Here is a 17,710-nt window from a genome sequence, read left to right as displayed (position 1 = left end):
TTTATCAAAGTATTGAAAAATAATTGAAATTATGTAAAAATTTAGATATAAATTAATTAAAAGGGGTGTGGAAACTTGAAAAAAGTATTAACCTTATTAATGACGGCGGTTTTAGTTACGTCAAACCTTGGAAGTACTTTAGCTTTAGCCAGAGAACCACTGAGCACACAGGGAACTTTTGAAAAAATGAAAGCTGAGTTTATTACAGAAGAAGGTAGAACCGTTGATTTTACAGAAGAGTGGAGATTTAATTTAGGTGATGTAGCTGGGGGAGAATCACCTGAATTAGATGATTCAAATTGGAGAGGACTAGATTTACCTCATGATTGGAGTATAGAACTTGATTTTAATAGTAGTTCTCCTGCTACTCATGAAGGGGGATATTTAGATGGGGGTACAGCATGGTATAGAAAGCACTTTATATTAGATAATTCTTATGAAAATAAGAAAATATCTATAGACTTTGATGGGGTTTACATGGAAAGTGAAGTATATGTAAATGGACATAAAGCTGGGGAATATCAAAATGGATATACGCCGTTTAGTTTTGATATAACAGAGTATTTAAAATTTAATGGTGAAGAAAACGTTATCTCTGTTAAGGTTAAAAATGCTCAACCAAGCAGTAGATGGTATTCAGGAAGTGGTATTTATAGAGATGTTAATTTAACAGTTACAAATCCAGTTCATGTTGATCGATATGGAACTTTTGTAACAACACCTACATTAGAAGAGGATTTAGCTAGAGATGGTAATGTAAATGTAGATATAGTTACAGAAGTAAATAATAGAAGCAGTGAAAATATAAGTGCTATTATTAAATCTACCATTCTAGATTTAGAGGGCAATGTTGTAGGAGAAGTAGAAAGTGAAGAGGCATTAACAAGTGGTATTAATAAAATTAATCATGATATTATAGTAAGCAATCCGAAACTTTGGGGTGTTTATGAAGGTAATCTTTATAAAGTAAAAACTGAAGTAATTGTTAATGATGAAATTACAGATACTTATGATACTCAATTTGGATTTAGATATTTTGAATTTGATGCAAATACTGGATTCTCTTTAAACGGAGAGTATATGAAGTTAAATGGTGTTTGTATGCATCATGATTTAGGTTCCTTAGGAGCAGCTGTTAATTATGATGCTGTTGAAAGACAAGTAGATAAATTAATTGGTATGGGAGTAAATGCTATAAGAGTAACTCATAATCCAGCTTCTAATGAACTTATAGATATTTGTGAGAAAAAAGGAATTCTTTTAATAGATGAGGCTTTTGATTGTTGGAACCAATCTAAAAAACAATATGATTATGGTAGATTCTTTAATCAATATGCTGAAAGAGATATTAAAGCTATGGTTGAAAGAGGAAAAAATAGTCCATCTATAATTATGTGGTCTATAGGTAATGAAATATATGACACCAATAATGCTAGTGGAGTTCAAATAGCTAAGAATCTTGTTAAATGGGTTAAAGAAGTTGATACTACAAGACCAACTACTATTGGAGAAGATAAATATAGAGGAAATAAAGTTGATGGAGTTGCAAACTTCCACCAATATAGAGATCAAGTATTTGATGCTGTAGATGTAGTTGGATACAACTATAGCGAAAATGTATACGATGTTCACCAAGAAGAAAAACCAGAGTGGATAAAATATGGATCAGAAATTTCTTCAGCAGTAAGGTCTAGAGGAGTTTATTTAGATCCAAGCAATCCTAATATAAGTGATTGGGAAAACCTTCAGACATCATCATATGATAACTCAGTAGTAGGTTGGGGAAGAAGTGCTGAGGACTCAACTAAGAGGGATAGAGATAGACAATTTATAGCAGGTCAATTTATTTGGACAGGCTTTGACTACATTGGAGAACCAACACCGTTCTATAATTCATATCCTGCTAAAAGTTCATATTTTGGAATAATTGATACAGCTGGATTTGAAAAAGATATTTATTACTTCTATCAAAGTCAGTGGACAGATGAACCAATGGTGCATATTTTACCACACTGGAATTGGGAAGAAGGAGAAAATGTAGAGGTTTGGGCTTATTCTAATGTAGATACTGTAGAGTTATTTCTAAATGGAGAATCTTTAGGAGAAAGAAGTTTTGAAAACAAGACAACTAATTATGGAGAATCTTATTTAGAAACTTCTGATGGTAAATTACATTTAGAGTGGGATGTACCATTTGAGGCTGGAACATTAAAAGCTGTTGCTAAGAAAGATGGAGAGATTGTAGCAGAAAAAGAAATAAAGACTGCTGGAGGATCCTGCTGCAGTTAAATTAACTCCAGATAGAAGAGTTATAGATGCAGATGGAGAAGCATTATCTTTTGTAACAGTAGATATTGTTGATGAAAATGGAGTAATAGTTCCAAATGCTGATAATCTAGTAGAGTTTGAAGTTACTGGAGGAGAGTTAGTTGGAGTTGATAATGGAAATGCTTCAAGTGTAGAGAGATATAAAGATGATAAAAGAAAAGCATTTAGTGGTAAAGCTTTAGCAATAGTACAATCTAATGAAGAGGCTGGTCCTATAACAATTAAAGCTACTTCTAAGGGATTATCATCAGATATAGAGCTTGTTTATTCAGTAGATAATCCAGATGAAAACAAAGATAGCATAATAGGAGTTAGTCCTATAAGCATAAATATTGATAAAGGGAATATTCCAGAATTGCCAAGTACAATAGACGCTGTTTATGGAGATGGTTCTGTTAAGGCGGTTAATGTAATTTGGGATTCAATTGATGAAAGTGAGTTTAATAAAGTTGGAGTAATAAAGATTTCTGGTGCTGTAGAGGGTACAGATATTAAAGCGGAAGCTGTTATTACTGTTAGAGATATAATAGGTGTTAAGCCTTTCTCGACTGCCGTGGAACTTGGAGAAGAGCCAGTTCTTCCAAGTGAAGCTTGGGTAATTTACAGTGATGGATATCAAACAAGTAAAAATGTAGTTTGGGAAGAGATTAATCCAGAAGATTATAATTCGGTAGGTAACTTTACTGTTTATGGAACAGTTGAAGGAATAGATGATTTTAAGGCTGAGGCTAGAATAAGAGTAACTGATGAATTAGAAAGAGAAAACATAGCTCTTTCTTCAAGCTTAGCTAGAGGAAAGACTTTTGCATCTCAAACTGGATCTGGAGATTCTGTTTCTCATTTAAATGATGGAATAATTTCTTATGATAACAGTCCTAAAAATAGATGGACTAACTGGCCAGCAACTTCTAGTGAGTGGATAGGTGTTGAGTGGGAAGAGGCTCATAAGATTGATAATGTAAGTCTTTATACATTTGCAGATAGTGGTTGTGAAAAACCAACTAATATAGAAGTTGAATATTTTGATGGAACTAATTGGATAGCGGTAGAAAACCAAGCTATGAATCCAAGTAATATTCAAAATAATGAAAGACATGATATAACATTTAGTCAGGTTATTACAAATAAAATAAGAGTTAAAATGGACCCTACACAAGGAAAATCTTTAGCTGCCACAGAACTTGAAGTTTATGGTGAAGTATTAGTAGAAAATGATGAAGCTCTTTTAGCAAACATCTTAATAAATAATGAACCTTTAGAAGGGTTTAACTCAGAAACTACTAACTATTTAGTAGATTTAGATTTTGGTTCAGAAATCCCTGAAATAGCTGTAGAAGTTTTAGAGAATGGTACCGAGGTTATAATTCCGCCAACTGAATTACCAGGAAAAGCTACAATAGTTGTTACTTCAGAAAGTGAGAAAAACACTAGAGAATATACTATAGATTTAAGAGTAGAAGATCCAGGTTTAGATAGAGTAGAGATAGCTTTAGATAATACTAATTTATCAGAAGATGATTTAGTACCGTTAAACATTACTTCATTTTTAGTTGATGGAAGTGAAATAGATAATTCTTTAATTAATTTAGAGTATTTTATATCAGATAAATCAGTTATAGAAATGAGAAATGGAAATATAGCTGCTATAGGTGAAGGTACTTCAGATATATACATTGAGGGTGAGTATAAAGGTGAAAAGGTTAAATCTAATACATTAAGAGTTTCAGTAGAAAAATCTTTAGAGAATAAGATAATAATTTCATTAAGTCCGGCAACTGTGGTTACGGAAAAAGGTGTAGAACCAGTTTTACCTGAAACTGTAGTTGCAAAGTACAATGTTGGATTATCAAGAAATAAGGAAGTTGTTTGGGATAGTGTACCAGCAGATGATTATAGTGAAATAGGAACATTTAATGTTTATGGAACAGTAGAAGGTACATCTATTAGAGCCATGGCAAAAGTAGAAGTTAAAGGTGTTCTTACTGTTGAAAATTTATCTACTGTAACATTACTTGGAGAGATACCAAAACTTCCTGAAACAGTAGATGTTCACTATAGTGATAAATCTATTTTAGAAAAAGAAGTTGTTTGGGATGAAATAAATCCAGAAGATTATAATGCAATTGGAACATTTGAAGTTTTAGGAAAGGTTGAAGGAATAAATGAAAAAGCTAAAATAGTTGTTAGAGTTTCAGATCAATATGAAGAGGGATTAAACATATCTAGATTCCAAAATGGATATGATTATCCAAGAACAGCAGCGTCATACTCTAATGAGCCACCACATGATAATTATTCAAATGATAGATTAGCTCATATTAACAATGATATTATATCTTTTGATAATTCACCTCATGATAGATGGACTAACTGGAAGAGACAGAATGATCCAGATGGATGGGTATCAGTTCAATTTGGTAGATCAGGTCCTGAGGAGCATTATGTAGATGAAATGAAAGTTCATTACTTTACAGATAATGGTGTTTCATTACCTCATACAGCTAGGGTTCAATATAAAGAAAATGGTCAATGGATAAATGTTTCAAATCAAACTGAAGAAAATGGAGAGTTTGAAAATAGTAGAGTTTATAAATTTGATAAGGTTAAGACTTCAGAATTAAGATTATTTATGGTAGCAACTCCTGGTAAAGCTTTAGGAATAACTGAATTACAGGTATTTAAGAAAGATGTTGTAGAAAACACAACTAATACAGCAAGTGAAATACTGTTAGATGGAATTGTTTTAGAAGGATTTGATTCTAATACTTTTGAATATACAGTTAATTTAGAAGAAAATAAAAAAGTTCCAGAAATTACAGCAAAAGCTTTAGATAATGCTTCTGTAACAGTAATTCAAGCACAGCATAGCAATGATACAGCTAAGGTAATTGTTAAAGGAGAAGATGGAATAAGTCAAAATATTTATGAAATAAGATTTGTAAGCAATGAGCATTCTGTATCTAAAGAGGAGTTGAATTTAAAGTTAGCTGAAGCTAATGAGCTATTAAATGGAAACTATACAGAGGAAAGTAAAGCTATACTAAATCAAGCTATAGAATATTCTACTATTATAAGTAACAATGAAAATGCTACAGAGTATGATGTTAATAGTGCTATAAGCCTATTAAATGATGCCATAGTTCAATTAGAAGAAATAGATGTGGAAATTTCAGCTGACTTAAATAATGATGGAAAAGTAGATGTTGGAGATCTTTCTTTAGCATCTAAGCATTATGGACAAGAAAAACCTGAATATGATTTAAATGGTAATTCAATAGTAGATCAGTTTGAAATAAATTATATATCTGATACTATTCTGAATTCTAATAAATAAGTTTTAAATTAAAAATAACAATATAACAAATTTAAACCACTAAGGTAATAAATTACCTTGGTGGTTTTTTAGTTAACAAAGGTTAAGAAATCAAATAGAGTTTAAAAGTATTAAAAAACAATATATACTTTTAAATACTTTTAAATAATATACTCGTAAATGAGTATTAAAATTAAAAAAAGAATAAAAAAAAGAAAATAATAAACAATAATAAAGAAAAATAAAAAACGAATTGGATAATTTTGTAAGGAGGTATTGTAATGGATGAACAAATTGTATCTTTTAGAGATGAAAACGGAAAGAAAATTGATTATTTGGTGTTAGAGCAAAAACTAATATGTGGTGAAGAATATGTGGCTATGGCACCAAAGGATGATAAGTCACATATAGAGCTATACAAAATCAAATTTGATAAGGAATGGAATGAAAGTTTAAATTCTGTTGAATCAGAAAAGGAAATAAATATGTTTAAACAAGTTTCAAGCTTGAAATTTTAGATTAGATGAGTTAAAAAATAATAAATTGTCATATAAATTATAGAAATTTATTTAAACACATAATTTGTATTTATAACTAAATTATGTGTTTATTTCTTGTAAAAATAAGTTCATATTATTATAATTATTTTAAAGATTTATTTAATTAGAAGGGATAGAAGAGTATGAGCAATTTAAGAGTAATGTCATTTAATTTGAAGTATGATTTTAAATCTAATGATAATAATGAATGGAAAAAAAGATGTGAAAGAATAATAAAGGTCTTTAAAGAAAATAACCCAGATATAATAGGAACTCAAGAAGGTCTTATTCATATGCTTAAAGATATGGAAGAAGGTTTAAGTGAATATGCCTGGGTTGGTAATGATAGATCCGGAGAAGGCATTGACGAATTCAATGCGGTTTTCTTTAAAAAGGATAAGTTTGAACTTTTAGAATGGAAACAATTTTGGTTATCTAAGACTCCAGAAGTTCCAGGTAGCAAGGATTTTAATAGTTCTCTTCCAAGAATATGTACAGAAGTTATTTTAAGATGTAAAGAAAATAATAAAAATATTGTTTTTTATAATACACACTTAGATCATGAAAGTGAACTTGCAAGAGAAGAAGGTATAAAAATAATAATTAATAAGATTAAAGAAAGTTATTTTTCAAATGGCTATCCGTATATGATAGTAGGAGACTTTAATTGCTATTTACATAATGAACTTTTTAATATAGTAGAAGAGTTGGAAGAAGAAAATGTTAAGTTTAATAATTGTTATACAAATATAGATCATTCAATTAAAGGAACATTCCATGATTTTAAAGGTGGATATGATGGTGATATTATAGATTATTTACTTTATTCAGAAGAGTTTAAGTTACAAGAATTATATATAGATGATGATTTAATTTGTGGGGGATATCCATCAGATCATTATCCAGTAATAGGTGATTTTATAATAAATCAATAGATTTATTAATTTATATCCGTTATTAGATTATTAAATTTAGAATTAATACAATTATTTATCTTTGGTAATTAATTTTGTCTTATTAAATTAATAAGGTATAATAATACTGTGAAAAAATTAATAAGGTTTTACGGAGGATAAATATGATTTTAAACACAAGAAGAGATGGTCATGTACATAGCACTTACTGTCCTCATGGGAGTGATGATGAATTAGACATGTACATAGATACTGCATTAAAAAACGGCATTGAAGAAATAACATTTACTGAACATATGCCTTTACCAATGGAGGATCCGTCACCAAGAAAAAATAGTGCACTTCCTATTGAAAGATTAGAAGAGTACTTAGAGGGTATTTCTGCTTTAAAAATGAAATACAAGGATAAAATAAAGATTAATGTTGGATTAGAAGTTGACTATGTTGAGGGATATGAAAATGAAACTAAAGCCATATTAGATAAGTATGGAAGATTTTTAGATGATGCAATTCTTTCTGTTCATATAGTTAAGTTTAATGGTGAATATTATCAAATAGGAAATGGATCAGATATGATTGGTGCATTAGTTAATAAGATCGGTGGAATGGATAAGCTATATGACTTATATTATGAAACAATGCTTAAATCAATTAAGGCTGATTTAGGAAAGTACAAGCCTAAAAGAATTGGACATCCCACTTTAGTTAGAAAATATAAGGCTGACTTTCCAAATGAAAAATATAATCTTAAGCTTTTAGAAGAAGTTCTTAAAGAAATGAAAAAAGGCAATTATGAGATTGATTTAAATACATCTGGCTTAAGAAGAGCTAAATGTGGAGAAGTTCATCCTCAGGGTATATTCCTTGATTTATGCTTAAAGTATAATATACCTATGGTTTTAGGTTCAGATTCTCATAGTTCAAAATATGTTGGAGTTGAATTTGAGAAAGTTGCTAATATGATTTTCCCAGATTCAAAGGCAATTTAAATTTTAGGCTCTGTTTTAAGTGTTGGTTGATTTCTAGCTATATCTTCAGACCTGACTTAATTTCGCAAAGAGTTTCTATTGTCTATTCCAGAATAATAGCTAAAGCTTTTAAACTCACTAGCGTTCAAACAGAAAAAGCTTTTTAACGCGATTATTCTTACATATACAATGAAACTCTAATGCTCATTAAGAGGGGCTTTCATCTATATCTAGAAATCAACCATGGTTTAAAACAAAGCCAAATTTTAAATTATATAAAAAGTTTTATATAATTTAAAGAATCCTATAGATACTTAATTCTATCTATAGGATTCTTTTATTTGTATATTAATTTTAACCATATATAATGTTTTTAGTTACATCATTATAGAACATTGAATTAGGGTAGTTATCCTCAATTTCTTGAGCATACTTTTTAGCTTCAGCTTTATTTCCTTCTTCGTTATATAAAACAGCTAAGTTGTACATACATTGAGGAGTATACATTACATCTTCAGCATCTGGTTTAGCTTTATAATCAGATAAATACTCTTGGAAGTATTTTATTGCTTCTGTGTTTTTATCAAGGTTCTCATAAGATGTTCCCATAAAGTATATTAAGTGAGGTCTTAAATATGAATCACCTGCATATGTATATGCACTTTCAAAATCTTTAAGAGCTTCTTCATATTTCTTTTCTTTGAATAAATCAGATCCTTTTAAGTATAACTCTTTAACTCCTTCTTCTTTCATTAGGTTTTCAGCTTTAGTATAAGTATCTAAAGCATCGGCAGGAACTTTATCCTTAGGAGTAGTGCTTAATATATTCGCTATAGCACTATAATTTTTCCCTTCAATAGCCTTATTTAAATCTTCAGCCTTGAAAGTGTTAGTATCTTTAGATTCTATTGAGTTATCCTTATTTGCAGAATTATCTGTTGCATTATTATTAGTTTTATCTTCTGAAGTGTTTGAACCATCGGCAACAGTAGAGTTATTTCCAGCAGCAGAAGTAGAATTCATATTTTTTGCTATACCATAAGCTAGTGATAATACTATAACTCCTGATACTGCTATGGCAACGAATTTAACAGTTTTTTTATTCTTTTTATTTGATTTTTTTGAATTTGAGTTTTCATTTGCAAAGCTAGGAGTACTTATAACTCTTGGCTCTTCAGTTTTATCCTCTTTAACTTCATCCTTCTTAGTAAAATCTACTTTTGTAACATTTGAAATCTTACTAGCTTCTTCTTTTTTAGGTTCAAATGCTTTTACTTCTTCAATTTTTATTTCTTCTTGAACCTCTGGAGTTTCTTTTTTAATTTCTATAACAGGTGCTTGTTCATTTTTTCCTGTTACTTTAATTTCTTCAACTTCATGTTCTCTTTTTTCTAATTGTTTTGAGAATTCTTTTTGTGCTTCTTCTTGAAGTTTAGCTTTTATCTCATCTTTCATTGTTTCACTAAAAATAGTGCTCATAGCAAGTTTCTTTTCATCTATATTATTGAATTTATCAAGTTTTTTTCTAGCTTCTTCATTATTATTATATTCAGCATTTATTTTCCAAGAAACAACTGCATCACTAATTCTTTCAAGTTTTTCTAATGCCCTACCTTCTATTAAAAGCGCTTCTTCATTATTATAATCCTTATCAAGGACTTTTTCACATATATCTAATGCTTCCTCATAATTTCCTTTTTCAAATTGAGCTAATGCTTTTTTAAGTTTTTTATCATATTTACTCATAGCCTCATAGCTCCTCCTTTTTTAATAATTTTTATCAAACATATTTTGACAAAATAGACCATTTTAAAATAGTATCTGTCTAAATTCTAATTATACATTATACATATAAAAGTTTACAATATATTTTTGGCAAAAGTATGTCAATGTTCTTAATTTTTTAACAAATTAGGATCTTTTCAAAAAATAAAAGCAAAATAAATAAATTTTTATGTGAAATATCGGTGCTTTTTCTTTGTTAATTAGAGAGTTTGTTATAAATTCTACAAATTTTTACAAATAAAAAATCTATAACCATATAACTAGAACAAAGTGTTAATAAAATAATCAATAATTTCTAGAAATATGATTATAGATTTAAATAATCTATCTATTTATTTTTTATTAGATTAAAAAATCATTATATACAGCATCAGATGGCATTCTCCAATCGCCTCTAGGTGAAAGTGATATAGAACCAACTTTTGGACCATCTGGTAGAGCAGAACGCTTAAATTGTTGAGTAAAAAATCTTCTTGTGAATTTATCTAACCATTTTCTTAAAGTTTCTTCATCATATTCATCTTTGAAAGCTTCCTTAGCTAAGAAAATAATTCTTTCAGGTTTTGAACCATGTTTTATAAAGTGATATAGGTAGAAATCATGAAGTTCATATGGTCCAACTATGTCTTCAGTTTTTTGAGTTATTTTACCTTCTTTGTCTTTAGGTAATAACTCTGGACTAACAGGAGTATCTAATATATCTAATAAAGCCTCTTTAGCATCATCTGATATTTCATTGTTAGCAAAGTATTTAACTAGGAATCTAACAAGTGTTTTAGGAATAGAACAGTTAACGGAGTACATTGACATATGATCTCCATTATATGTACACCATCCTAAAGCTAATTCAGAAAGATCGCCAGTACCTATTAAAAGACCAGATTCTTTGTTAGCAATATCCATAAGAATTTGTGTTCTTTCTCTTGCTTGAACATTTTCATAAGTTACATCATGAATATCTTTATCATGACCAATATCTTCAAAGTGCTGAAGAGCAGCTTTAACAATATTTATTTCTCTAAAATCACAACTAAGTTCTTTGCAAAGAGTAACTGCATTGTTATATGTTCTATCTGTTGTACCAAATCCAGGCATAGTAACAGTTATTATATTTTTTCTAGGTATATTTAGCATATCAAAAGTCTTAACAACAACTAGTAAGGCAAGAGTAGAATCAAGCCCACCTGAGATACCAATTACAGCTTTCTTTAAACCTGTATGTTCAAATCTTTTAGCTAGAGCAGCTGCCTGTATATTTAGTATTTCTTCACATCTAGCTTCCATAGCGTATTGAGATTTTGGCAAGAATGGATGTTTATCTATTTCTCTATCAAAGTTATTTATTTCAGTACTTTCTAGAGTAAATGGTATAAATCTTGGATTAGTTTGCTCTGTAAAAGTAGAATTTCTAAAACTTATGTTTTTAGTTCTTTCAGCATCTAATCTGAATAAATCAACTATACCAGTTAATAAATCATTTTCTCTTGAAAATCTTTTATTTTCTTTTAGTACTGTTCCATTTTCAGCTATTATCATATGACCACTAAATAATAAATCAGTAGTAGATTCATAAACACCAGCAGATGAGTAGATATAAGCACTCATTGTTCTAGCACTTTGATTTTGAACTAGTGATTTTCTGTATGAACTTTTAGAAACTAATTCATTTGAGGCAGAAAGATTACATATAACATTAGCTCCCATAAGTGCTAAATTTGAACTAGGCGGTATAGTAACCCATAAATCTTCACATATTTCAAAACCTAATTTAAGATTTCCATATGAGAATATTAAATCAGTTCCGAAAGGTACCTCTTCTTGGAATAGTAAGTCTATATTTAATCCTTTTATATTAAGCCCTTCAGTAAACCATCTTTTTTCGTAGAATTCTGAGTAATTTGGTATATAGCTTTTAGGAACTATTCCTAGAACTTTTCCATTTAAAATTATGTATGCACAGTTATATAAACAATATCTATATAATAGAGGAGCACCTACAGCTATAACTATATCTTTTCCTTTTGAAAATTGAACTAAGTCTTTTAGAGCTAAATTACAATTATCAATTAATTTTTGATTTGTAAATAAATCTCCACAAGTGTATGCTGATATACTTAATTCTGGGAAAACAATAAGTTTAACCTCTTCATCTATAGCTTGTAGAATCATAGATTCTATTTCTTTAAGGTTGTACTTCGTATCACTTATCTTTACTTTAGGTGAAGCTGCACCTACTTTTATGAAATCCATCATATCATCTCCAGTTACATTTTTATTTTTATTATTTCTATACTAGTAAAAGTTTATCCTTTGATAATTATTTCTTATAAAAATAAGTATTTCATAACATAGAAACTTTTACTAAGTTTATGTATATATTAAATATTAATGTGAAATATAAATAAAATCAACCTAATTAATAAGGTTTAAGATACCATTTAGAAAGTTTAGAAATATTATTTAAAAAAGTCTAAAATAATACTTGCAAAAATATTGTATGAAATGTATAATAAAGTAAATATTAATAAAAAGTAAATTGTAAAGGGGGTTACGCCTATGTTGTGGCTTTGGTTAATAGTTATTTTAGCAGGAATGCTTATAGACTATTTAAGTTCAGATGTACTATTTGTAGGATTTTCTTTCGGAGCTTTTGGTGGTCTATTATTAGCATTTTTAAATGTTAATGTAATATTACAATTCACACTTTTCGCAATAATAACAATTTTCTTTTTCTTTTATATATATCCTAAGATTAAGAAAAAGATAAAAGTTGATAATATAGGTACTAAAACAATGGAGCAAACCTATATTGGAAGAAAGGTTATATTAGATGAAAATGTAGAAGATTCAGCTCTAATTAAGTTTGAAGGAGTTTACTGGACATTCAAAAGTGTTAGTGGTCCTTTAAAGAAAGGATCGGAAGTCGAAATCATAGGTATAGAAGGTAATAAAATACTAGTAAAAAAATAAAAATATAGGAGGGGTTACTTATGGTAGCTACTATAATTATTGTAATCTTATTATTAATAGTCGTATTTGCAGCTATTTCTTCAATTAAAGTTGTAAATACAGGATATGTTTATGTTTTAGAACGTTTTGGTCAATTTAGTAAAATTTTAGAGCCGGGATGGCATTTAGTAATTCCATTTGCTGATTTTGTGAGAAAGAAAATATCAACGAAGCAACAAATACTAGATATACCTCCTCAATATGTAATAACAAAGGATAACGTAAAAATAGAAATAGATAACGTTATTTTCTATAAAGTATTAAATGCAAAAGATGCGGTTTATAACATAGAAGATTTTAAATCTGGTATAGTTTACTCAACAATAACTAATATGAGAAATATAGTAGGTAATATGTCTTTAGATGAAGTTTTATCTGGAAGAGATCAAATAAATTTAGAACTTTTAACAATAATAGATACAATAACAGATGCTTACGGCATAAAAATTTTATCAGTAGAAATTAAAAATATAATGCCACCATCAGAGATTCAAGATGCGATGGAAAAGCAAATGAAGGCAGAAAGAGACAAGAGAGCAACTATTTTACAAGCTGAAGGTTTAAAACAGAGTGAAATAGCAAGAGCTGAAGCTGAAAAGCAAGCTAAAATTTTAAGAGCAGAGGCTGAAAAAGAAGCAAATATAAGACATGCTGAAGGTATGAAAGAATCTCAATTACTTGAAGCAGAAGGTAAAGCTAGAGCTATAGCAGAAGTTTCTAAAGCAGAGGCTGCTGCTATTGAGAGAATAAATACAGCTATAATTGAATCAGGAACTAATGAAACTGTAATTGCTTTAAAACAAGTTGAAGCATTGAAAGAAATGGCTACAAATCCAGCTAATAAACTTATACTTCCAAATGAAGCAGTATCTTCACTAGGTAGTATAGCAGCTATTGCTGATATGCTAAAGGATAATAAAAAGTCATAATAAATTAAAAAGAATAAAAAGCAATTTTGAGAATATACTATTTATGAGCCTAAATTAAGGGCTTACGTAGGAATTTACTTTTCCCTCCACTTCTTAAGTGGAGGGCTTTTTTTATACTAAATAAAAATTAACAATTTATATTAATCTCAAAAAATGTTATTATATAAAATGTAATTTTAATTGGAAAGAGGATTAAAACATGAGTAAATATTTTTGGTGCGATGTTAATTTAAAAAACATAGAAAATAACATAAATGTTATCCGTAACTTAATAGGAGATAAAACCCTTATTTCAGTTATAAAAGGGGATGCTTACGGATTAGGAAGTAAAGAAATAGCTAAATTTATAGAAGACAAAGTTGATATTATAGCTGTTGGAAATATAGAAGAGAGTCTTGTATTAGATGAAATAGAAAAAGATATACTTATCCTTTCTCCACTATGTACTATTGAAGACTTTAGTGATAAAAGAGAAAATTTAATATTAACTTTAGATAATGAAGAAATTTTAGACTCTTTAAACAAAGATACTAAGAGAAGAGTACATATATATGTTGATACAGGGATGAATAGAATGGGAATTAAACCATCAAGATTAGATTCATTTGTGGAAAGAGTATCTAAAGAGTTTCCTAATATAGAGATTGATGGTATATATACTCATTTACATAATGCAAAAGATGTAAAGTACACTTTAAACCAAGTAAACTTATTCAAAAACACTGTAGAGAAATACAAGGATAAGGTAAGAGTTATACATTGTATGGCATCTAGTGCTATTGTAAATGATGAATTGAGAAATGCATGTAGATTTACAACTGGTGCTAGAGCTGGAAATATTCTTTATGGATACATAGGATTTAATAAAGGAATAAAAAAGGTATATGAGTATTATGCTAAACCAGTGAATACATATAAAATTTCAAAAGGACAAACAGTAGGATATGGATGTCTTTTCAAAGCTGATAAAGACATGGAAATAGGAATAATAGAATGTGGTAATGTTCATGGGTTAGGAGTAAGCAGAGAAATTAAGAATAACATTTTCTATGATATATTTAGGATGGTGTACAGAAGATTTAAAGAAAGAAGTGTTATCTTTAATAAAAATATACCTGTTAAGATATTAGGAAAAGCTAATATGAATATAACCATAATATCAATGGAGAATTGTTCAAAAGATTCAGTTTTAAAAATTGATATATCTCCAATAATATCAGATTCAAGTATTGAAAAAAGATATATTTATGAGTAAGAAAAATTAAAAATTGCATATTTATATAAAATGGATTTTAAAACATAAGACTTACAAATTAAGTCTTATGTTTTTTTCTTTTTTTGTAATATTTTATATATTAAAGCACTACCTTTTAATATAGTATAAAATTTAATACATTAGTAGTATAAAATTTAATACATTAGAATAATGATGTTTCTTATATATTTGAATAAGAAGCAAAAAACAAAGTCACAAAGGGATAAAAGTGATTTACTTTAATCAATACTTTCATAATTGAAATATACACTAAGGATTTTAGATTTTTAAGCAAATCAATGTTTATGTGGGAGGGAGAATAAGTTTATGAGAGAAAATCTAAAATTAGGGCTTATACTTTGTCTAATAACTTCCTTTGCAGGAGTCTTTTTAGGACTTGCTAATGAGTTTACTAAGGAAGTAATAGCTCAGAATTCAAAGTTAAGTTCAGATGATTTAAAGGAACTTTTGCCTAATGCTAATAAAATAGAGGATTTTACTTTTGAAAAGAGTGAAGATTCAAGTGTGTCAGAAGTTTTTGAGGCTAAAAGCAATTCTAATACTGAAGGATATGTTATAAAGGTTTCTCCAAAAGGATTTAATGGAGCTATCGATATGGTAGTAGGTATAAATAATGAAGGAGAAATTGGAGGAATAAAAGTACTATCTCAAGCAGAAACACCTGGGCTAGGAGCTAGAATAGAAGAAACTGAATTTACAGATAAATTTAAAAATTTAACAGTGAATGATGAAATAAAAATAGTTAAAAGTTCACCAAATAACAATACTGAGATTCAAGGGTTAACTGGAGCTACTATTTCTTCAAATGCAGTACTTAGCGGGGTTAATGATGCTTTGAATTTTTATAAGGTAAATATATTAGGAGAAGAGGTAGTTAGTAAGGTCAAAGAATTAGACTTAATTGCCTTAAATTTAGAAGGAGAAATGAAAGAGCTAACTATTGAATTACCGGATGGAATAACTGCTGTTTATATAGTATCAAAAGATGGAAAAGAAGTAGGATATGCTATAGAAGGTATAGAGGCTGGAATGTACAAGGATAAACCTATAAAATTTGGAGTTGGAGTTTCTACAGGTGGGATAGTTACTGGAGTTCAAATAATAGAACATAAAGAAACTACTGGATTAGGCGATTTAATAGAAGGTGAAGAATTCTTAGAAAGTTTCATAGGTGTTTCTTCTCTAGATAAGATTTCTATAAAAGAAAATACTGAAGAAGTTGATATGAGTGTATATGGAGAAATTTTAGAGGTTGACTCTATTAGTGGAGCAACTAAGAGTTCTACAGCTGTTATAAAAGGGGTTACAAATGTAATGAACTTTTATAATAACAAACTAAGTAATTAGAGGTGATGGTTTTGAAGGTTTTATTTGAAAGATTAAAGAATGGTATAGTAACTGAAAATCCTATTTTTGTTCAAGTATTAGCTATGTGTCCAACTCTTGCTGTTACTTCAAGTGTTGAAAATGCAGTAGGAATGGGAATTGCCTCTACTGTAGTTTTGGTTTTTTCTAATATGATAATTTCTGCTTTAAGAAAACTTATTCCAAGTAAGATAAGAATACCTGCTTATATAGTTATAATAGCTTCCTTTGTTACTGTAGTAGACATGCTTATGAATGCATATGTTCAGTCATTATATAAATCACTAGGTATATTTATACCTCTTATAGTTGTTAACTGTGTAATCTTAGGAAGAGCAGAAGCTTATGCATCTAAAAATTCAGTGATTCCTTCTATTTTTGATGCTATAGGAATGGGAATAGGATTTACAATAGCACTTTTCTCTATAGGTACATTTAGGGAGATATTAGGAGCAGGAACATTCTTAGGAATTAATGTTATGCCAAGTGGGTTTAAACCTGCTACCATAATGATTTTAGCGCCGGGAGCATTTTTAACACTTGGTGCCTTAATGACATTCTTAAATTATAGAAATATAAATAAAGCTAAGAAGGAAGGAACTAAGGTTAAATGTTTAGAGCATAACTGTAGTACATGCTCAGGATGTGGAAAAAAATCATAATAAACTGAATTTATAGGTAGGGGTGAAATTTATGGAATTATTACTTATTTTTATTGGTGCTATGTTAGTTAATAACTTTGTTTTATCGCAGTTCTTAGGTATATGCTCCTTCATAGGAGTTTCTAAAAAGAAGGATGCAGCTATTGGTATGGGATTAGCTGTTACTTTCGTAATGATTTTAGCAAGTGTGATTTCTTGGTTAGTTTATAATTTGATTTTAGATCCTTTGGAAATAACATATCTAAAGACTATAGTCTTTGTATTAGTTATAGCTTCTTTAGTTCAATTTGTTGAAATGGTTGTAAAAAAATATAGTCCTAGTCTTTATAAGGCATTAGGGATATTTTTGCCTCTAATAACTACAAATTGTGCAGTTTTAGGTATGGCAGTTACAAATGTGGAAGAAGGATATACCTTAATTCAATCTATAGTACATGCTTTAGGAGCAGCAGGTGGCTTTATGCTTGCAATAGTTTTAATGTCATTTTTAAGAGAAAAGATTGATGATAATGAAGAAATTCATCCTTATTTCAGAGGGCTGCCTATAACACTTTTTACAGCAGCATTAATGTCTATAGCATTTTTAGGTTTTCAGGGACTTATATAGGTTAGGAGGGAATAA

13 protein-coding genes are annotated in these 17,710 nt (G+C 29.0%); 11 read left to right on the top strand and 2 right to left on the bottom strand.

What is annotated here, in order from left to right; translation table 11 throughout:
* Positions 1-75: 75 nt before the first annotated feature.
* The 5 genes from ACQZHJ_RS09055 (at position 76) to hisJ (ending at position 8,083) form a co-directional block, all read left to right on the top strand.
* Positions 76-2,289 (top strand): sugar-binding domain-containing protein, encoded by a 2,214-nt coding sequence (locus tag ACQZHJ_RS09055; RefSeq protein ID WP_430485230.1) that lies wholly within the window; start codon positions 76-78, stop codon positions 2,287-2,289.
* Positions 2,264-5,662, top strand: a complete 3,399-nt coding sequence (locus ACQZHJ_RS09050) for an Ig-like domain-containing protein (RefSeq protein ID WP_430486881.1) — start codon at positions 2,264-2,266, stop codon at positions 5,660-5,662. Before ACQZHJ_RS09055 ends, ACQZHJ_RS09050 begins: the two co-directional genes overlap by 26 nt.
* A 260-nt stretch (positions 5,663-5,922) precedes the next feature.
* On the top strand, positions 5,923-6,159 hold the full coding sequence (locus ACQZHJ_RS09045) for a DUF1292 domain-containing protein (RefSeq protein WP_430485229.1): 237 nt from the start codon (positions 5,923-5,925) through the stop codon (positions 6,157-6,159).
* A gap of 164 nt (positions 6,160-6,323) precedes the next feature.
* Positions 6,324-7,115, top strand: a complete 792-nt coding sequence (locus ACQZHJ_RS09040) for an endonuclease/exonuclease/phosphatase family protein (protein WP_430485228.1) — start codon at positions 6,324-6,326, stop codon at positions 7,113-7,115.
* Between the two features lie 143 nt (positions 7,116-7,258).
* Positions 7,259-8,083 (top strand): histidinol-phosphatase HisJ, encoded by an 825-nt coding sequence (gene hisJ, locus ACQZHJ_RS09035; protein ID WP_430485227.1) that lies wholly within the window; start codon positions 7,259-7,261, stop codon positions 8,081-8,083.
* A gap of 333 nt (positions 8,084-8,416) precedes the next feature.
* On the opposite strand, the gene ACQZHJ_RS09030 is transcribed toward hisJ, so the two are convergent.
* Complete coding sequence (locus tag ACQZHJ_RS09030; protein WP_430485226.1) at positions 8,417-9,808, bottom strand: tetratricopeptide repeat protein; 1,392 nt, start codon at positions 9,806-9,808, stop codon at positions 8,417-8,419.
* A 381-nt stretch (positions 9,809-10,189) separates the two neighbouring features.
* A complete protein-coding gene (locus ACQZHJ_RS09025) occupies positions 10,190-12,097 on the bottom strand; it encodes an NAD(+) synthase (RefSeq protein WP_430485225.1) in 1,908 nt (635 codons plus the stop codon).
* A gap of 306 nt (positions 12,098-12,403) precedes the next feature.
* On the opposite strand from ACQZHJ_RS09025, the gene ACQZHJ_RS09020 reads away from it, so the two are divergent.
* The 6 genes from ACQZHJ_RS09020 (at position 12,404) to rsxA (ending at position 17,695) form a co-directional block, all read left to right on the top strand.
* Entirely contained in the window at positions 12,404-12,817 is a 414-nt protein-coding gene (locus ACQZHJ_RS09020) for an NfeD family protein (RefSeq protein WP_430485224.1), read from the top strand.
* A gap of 20 nt (positions 12,818-12,837) precedes the next feature.
* Positions 12,838-13,785: an SPFH domain-containing protein gene (locus tag ACQZHJ_RS09015; RefSeq protein WP_430485223.1), complete on the top strand. Its 948-nt coding sequence runs from the start codon at positions 12,838-12,840 to the stop codon at positions 13,783-13,785.
* Positions 13,786-13,984: 199 nt separating this feature from the next.
* Entirely contained in the window at positions 13,985-15,040 is a 1,056-nt protein-coding gene (locus tag ACQZHJ_RS09010; RefSeq protein WP_430485222.1) for an alanine racemase, read from the top strand.
* 327 nt (positions 15,041-15,367) lie between these two features.
* Entirely contained in the window at positions 15,368-16,408 is a 1,041-nt protein-coding gene (locus ACQZHJ_RS09005) for an RnfABCDGE type electron transport complex subunit G (protein ID WP_430485221.1), read from the top strand.
* 11 nt (positions 16,409-16,419) lie between these two features.
* Entirely contained in the window at positions 16,420-17,088 is a 669-nt protein-coding gene (locus ACQZHJ_RS09000) for an RnfABCDGE type electron transport complex subunit E (RefSeq protein ID WP_430485220.1), read from the top strand.
* Between the two features lie 31 nt (positions 17,089-17,119).
* The gene (gene rsxA, locus ACQZHJ_RS08995; RefSeq protein WP_430485219.1) at positions 17,120-17,695 is read left to right on the top strand and encodes an electron transport complex subunit RsxA; all 576 of its coding nucleotides are present in this window, start codon (positions 17,120-17,122) and stop codon (positions 17,693-17,695) included.
* The last annotated feature ends 15 nt before the right edge of the window (positions 17,696-17,710 follow it).

Origin of the sequence: Clostridium sp. B9 (assembly GCF_050509515.1) — a bacterium.
In the GTDB taxonomy this organism is placed as follows: domain Bacteria; phylum Bacillota; class Clostridia; order Clostridiales; family Clostridiaceae; genus Sarcina.
Note: the sequence above shows the minus strand (reverse complement) of the source record. Positions and strands in the feature narration are given on the sequence as shown.

Coding starts and splice junctions, on each gene's coding strand:
- ACQZHJ_RS09040 (WP_430485228.1), top strand. CDS start 6,324: ATGAGCAATTTAAGAGTAATGTCATTTAATTTGAAGTATGATTTTAAA.
- ACQZHJ_RS09020 (WP_430485224.1), top strand. CDS start 12,404: ATGTTGTGGCTTTGGTTAATAGTTATTTTAGCAGGAATGCTTATAGAC.
- ACQZHJ_RS09045 (WP_430485229.1), top strand. CDS start 5,923: ATGGATGAACAAATTGTATCTTTTAGAGATGAAAACGGAAAGAAAATT.
- ACQZHJ_RS09015 (WP_430485223.1), top strand. CDS start 12,838: ATGGTAGCTACTATAATTATTGTAATCTTATTATTAATAGTCGTATTT.
- ACQZHJ_RS09005 (WP_430485221.1), top strand. CDS start 15,368: ATGAGAGAAAATCTAAAATTAGGGCTTATACTTTGTCTAATAACTTCC.
- ACQZHJ_RS09030 (WP_430485226.1), bottom strand. CDS start 9,808: ATGAGTAAATATGATAAAAAACTTAAAAAAGCATTAGCTCAATTTGAA.
- hisJ (WP_430485227.1), top strand. CDS start 7,259: ATGATTTTAAACACAAGAAGAGATGGTCATGTACATAGCACTTACTGT.
- ACQZHJ_RS09025 (WP_430485225.1), bottom strand. CDS start 12,097: ATGGATTTCATAAAAGTAGGTGCAGCTTCACCTAAAGTAAAGATAAGT.
- rsxA (WP_430485219.1), top strand. CDS start 17,120: ATGGAATTATTACTTATTTTTATTGGTGCTATGTTAGTTAATAACTTT.
- ACQZHJ_RS09010 (WP_430485222.1), top strand. CDS start 13,985: ATGAGTAAATATTTTTGGTGCGATGTTAATTTAAAAAACATAGAAAAT.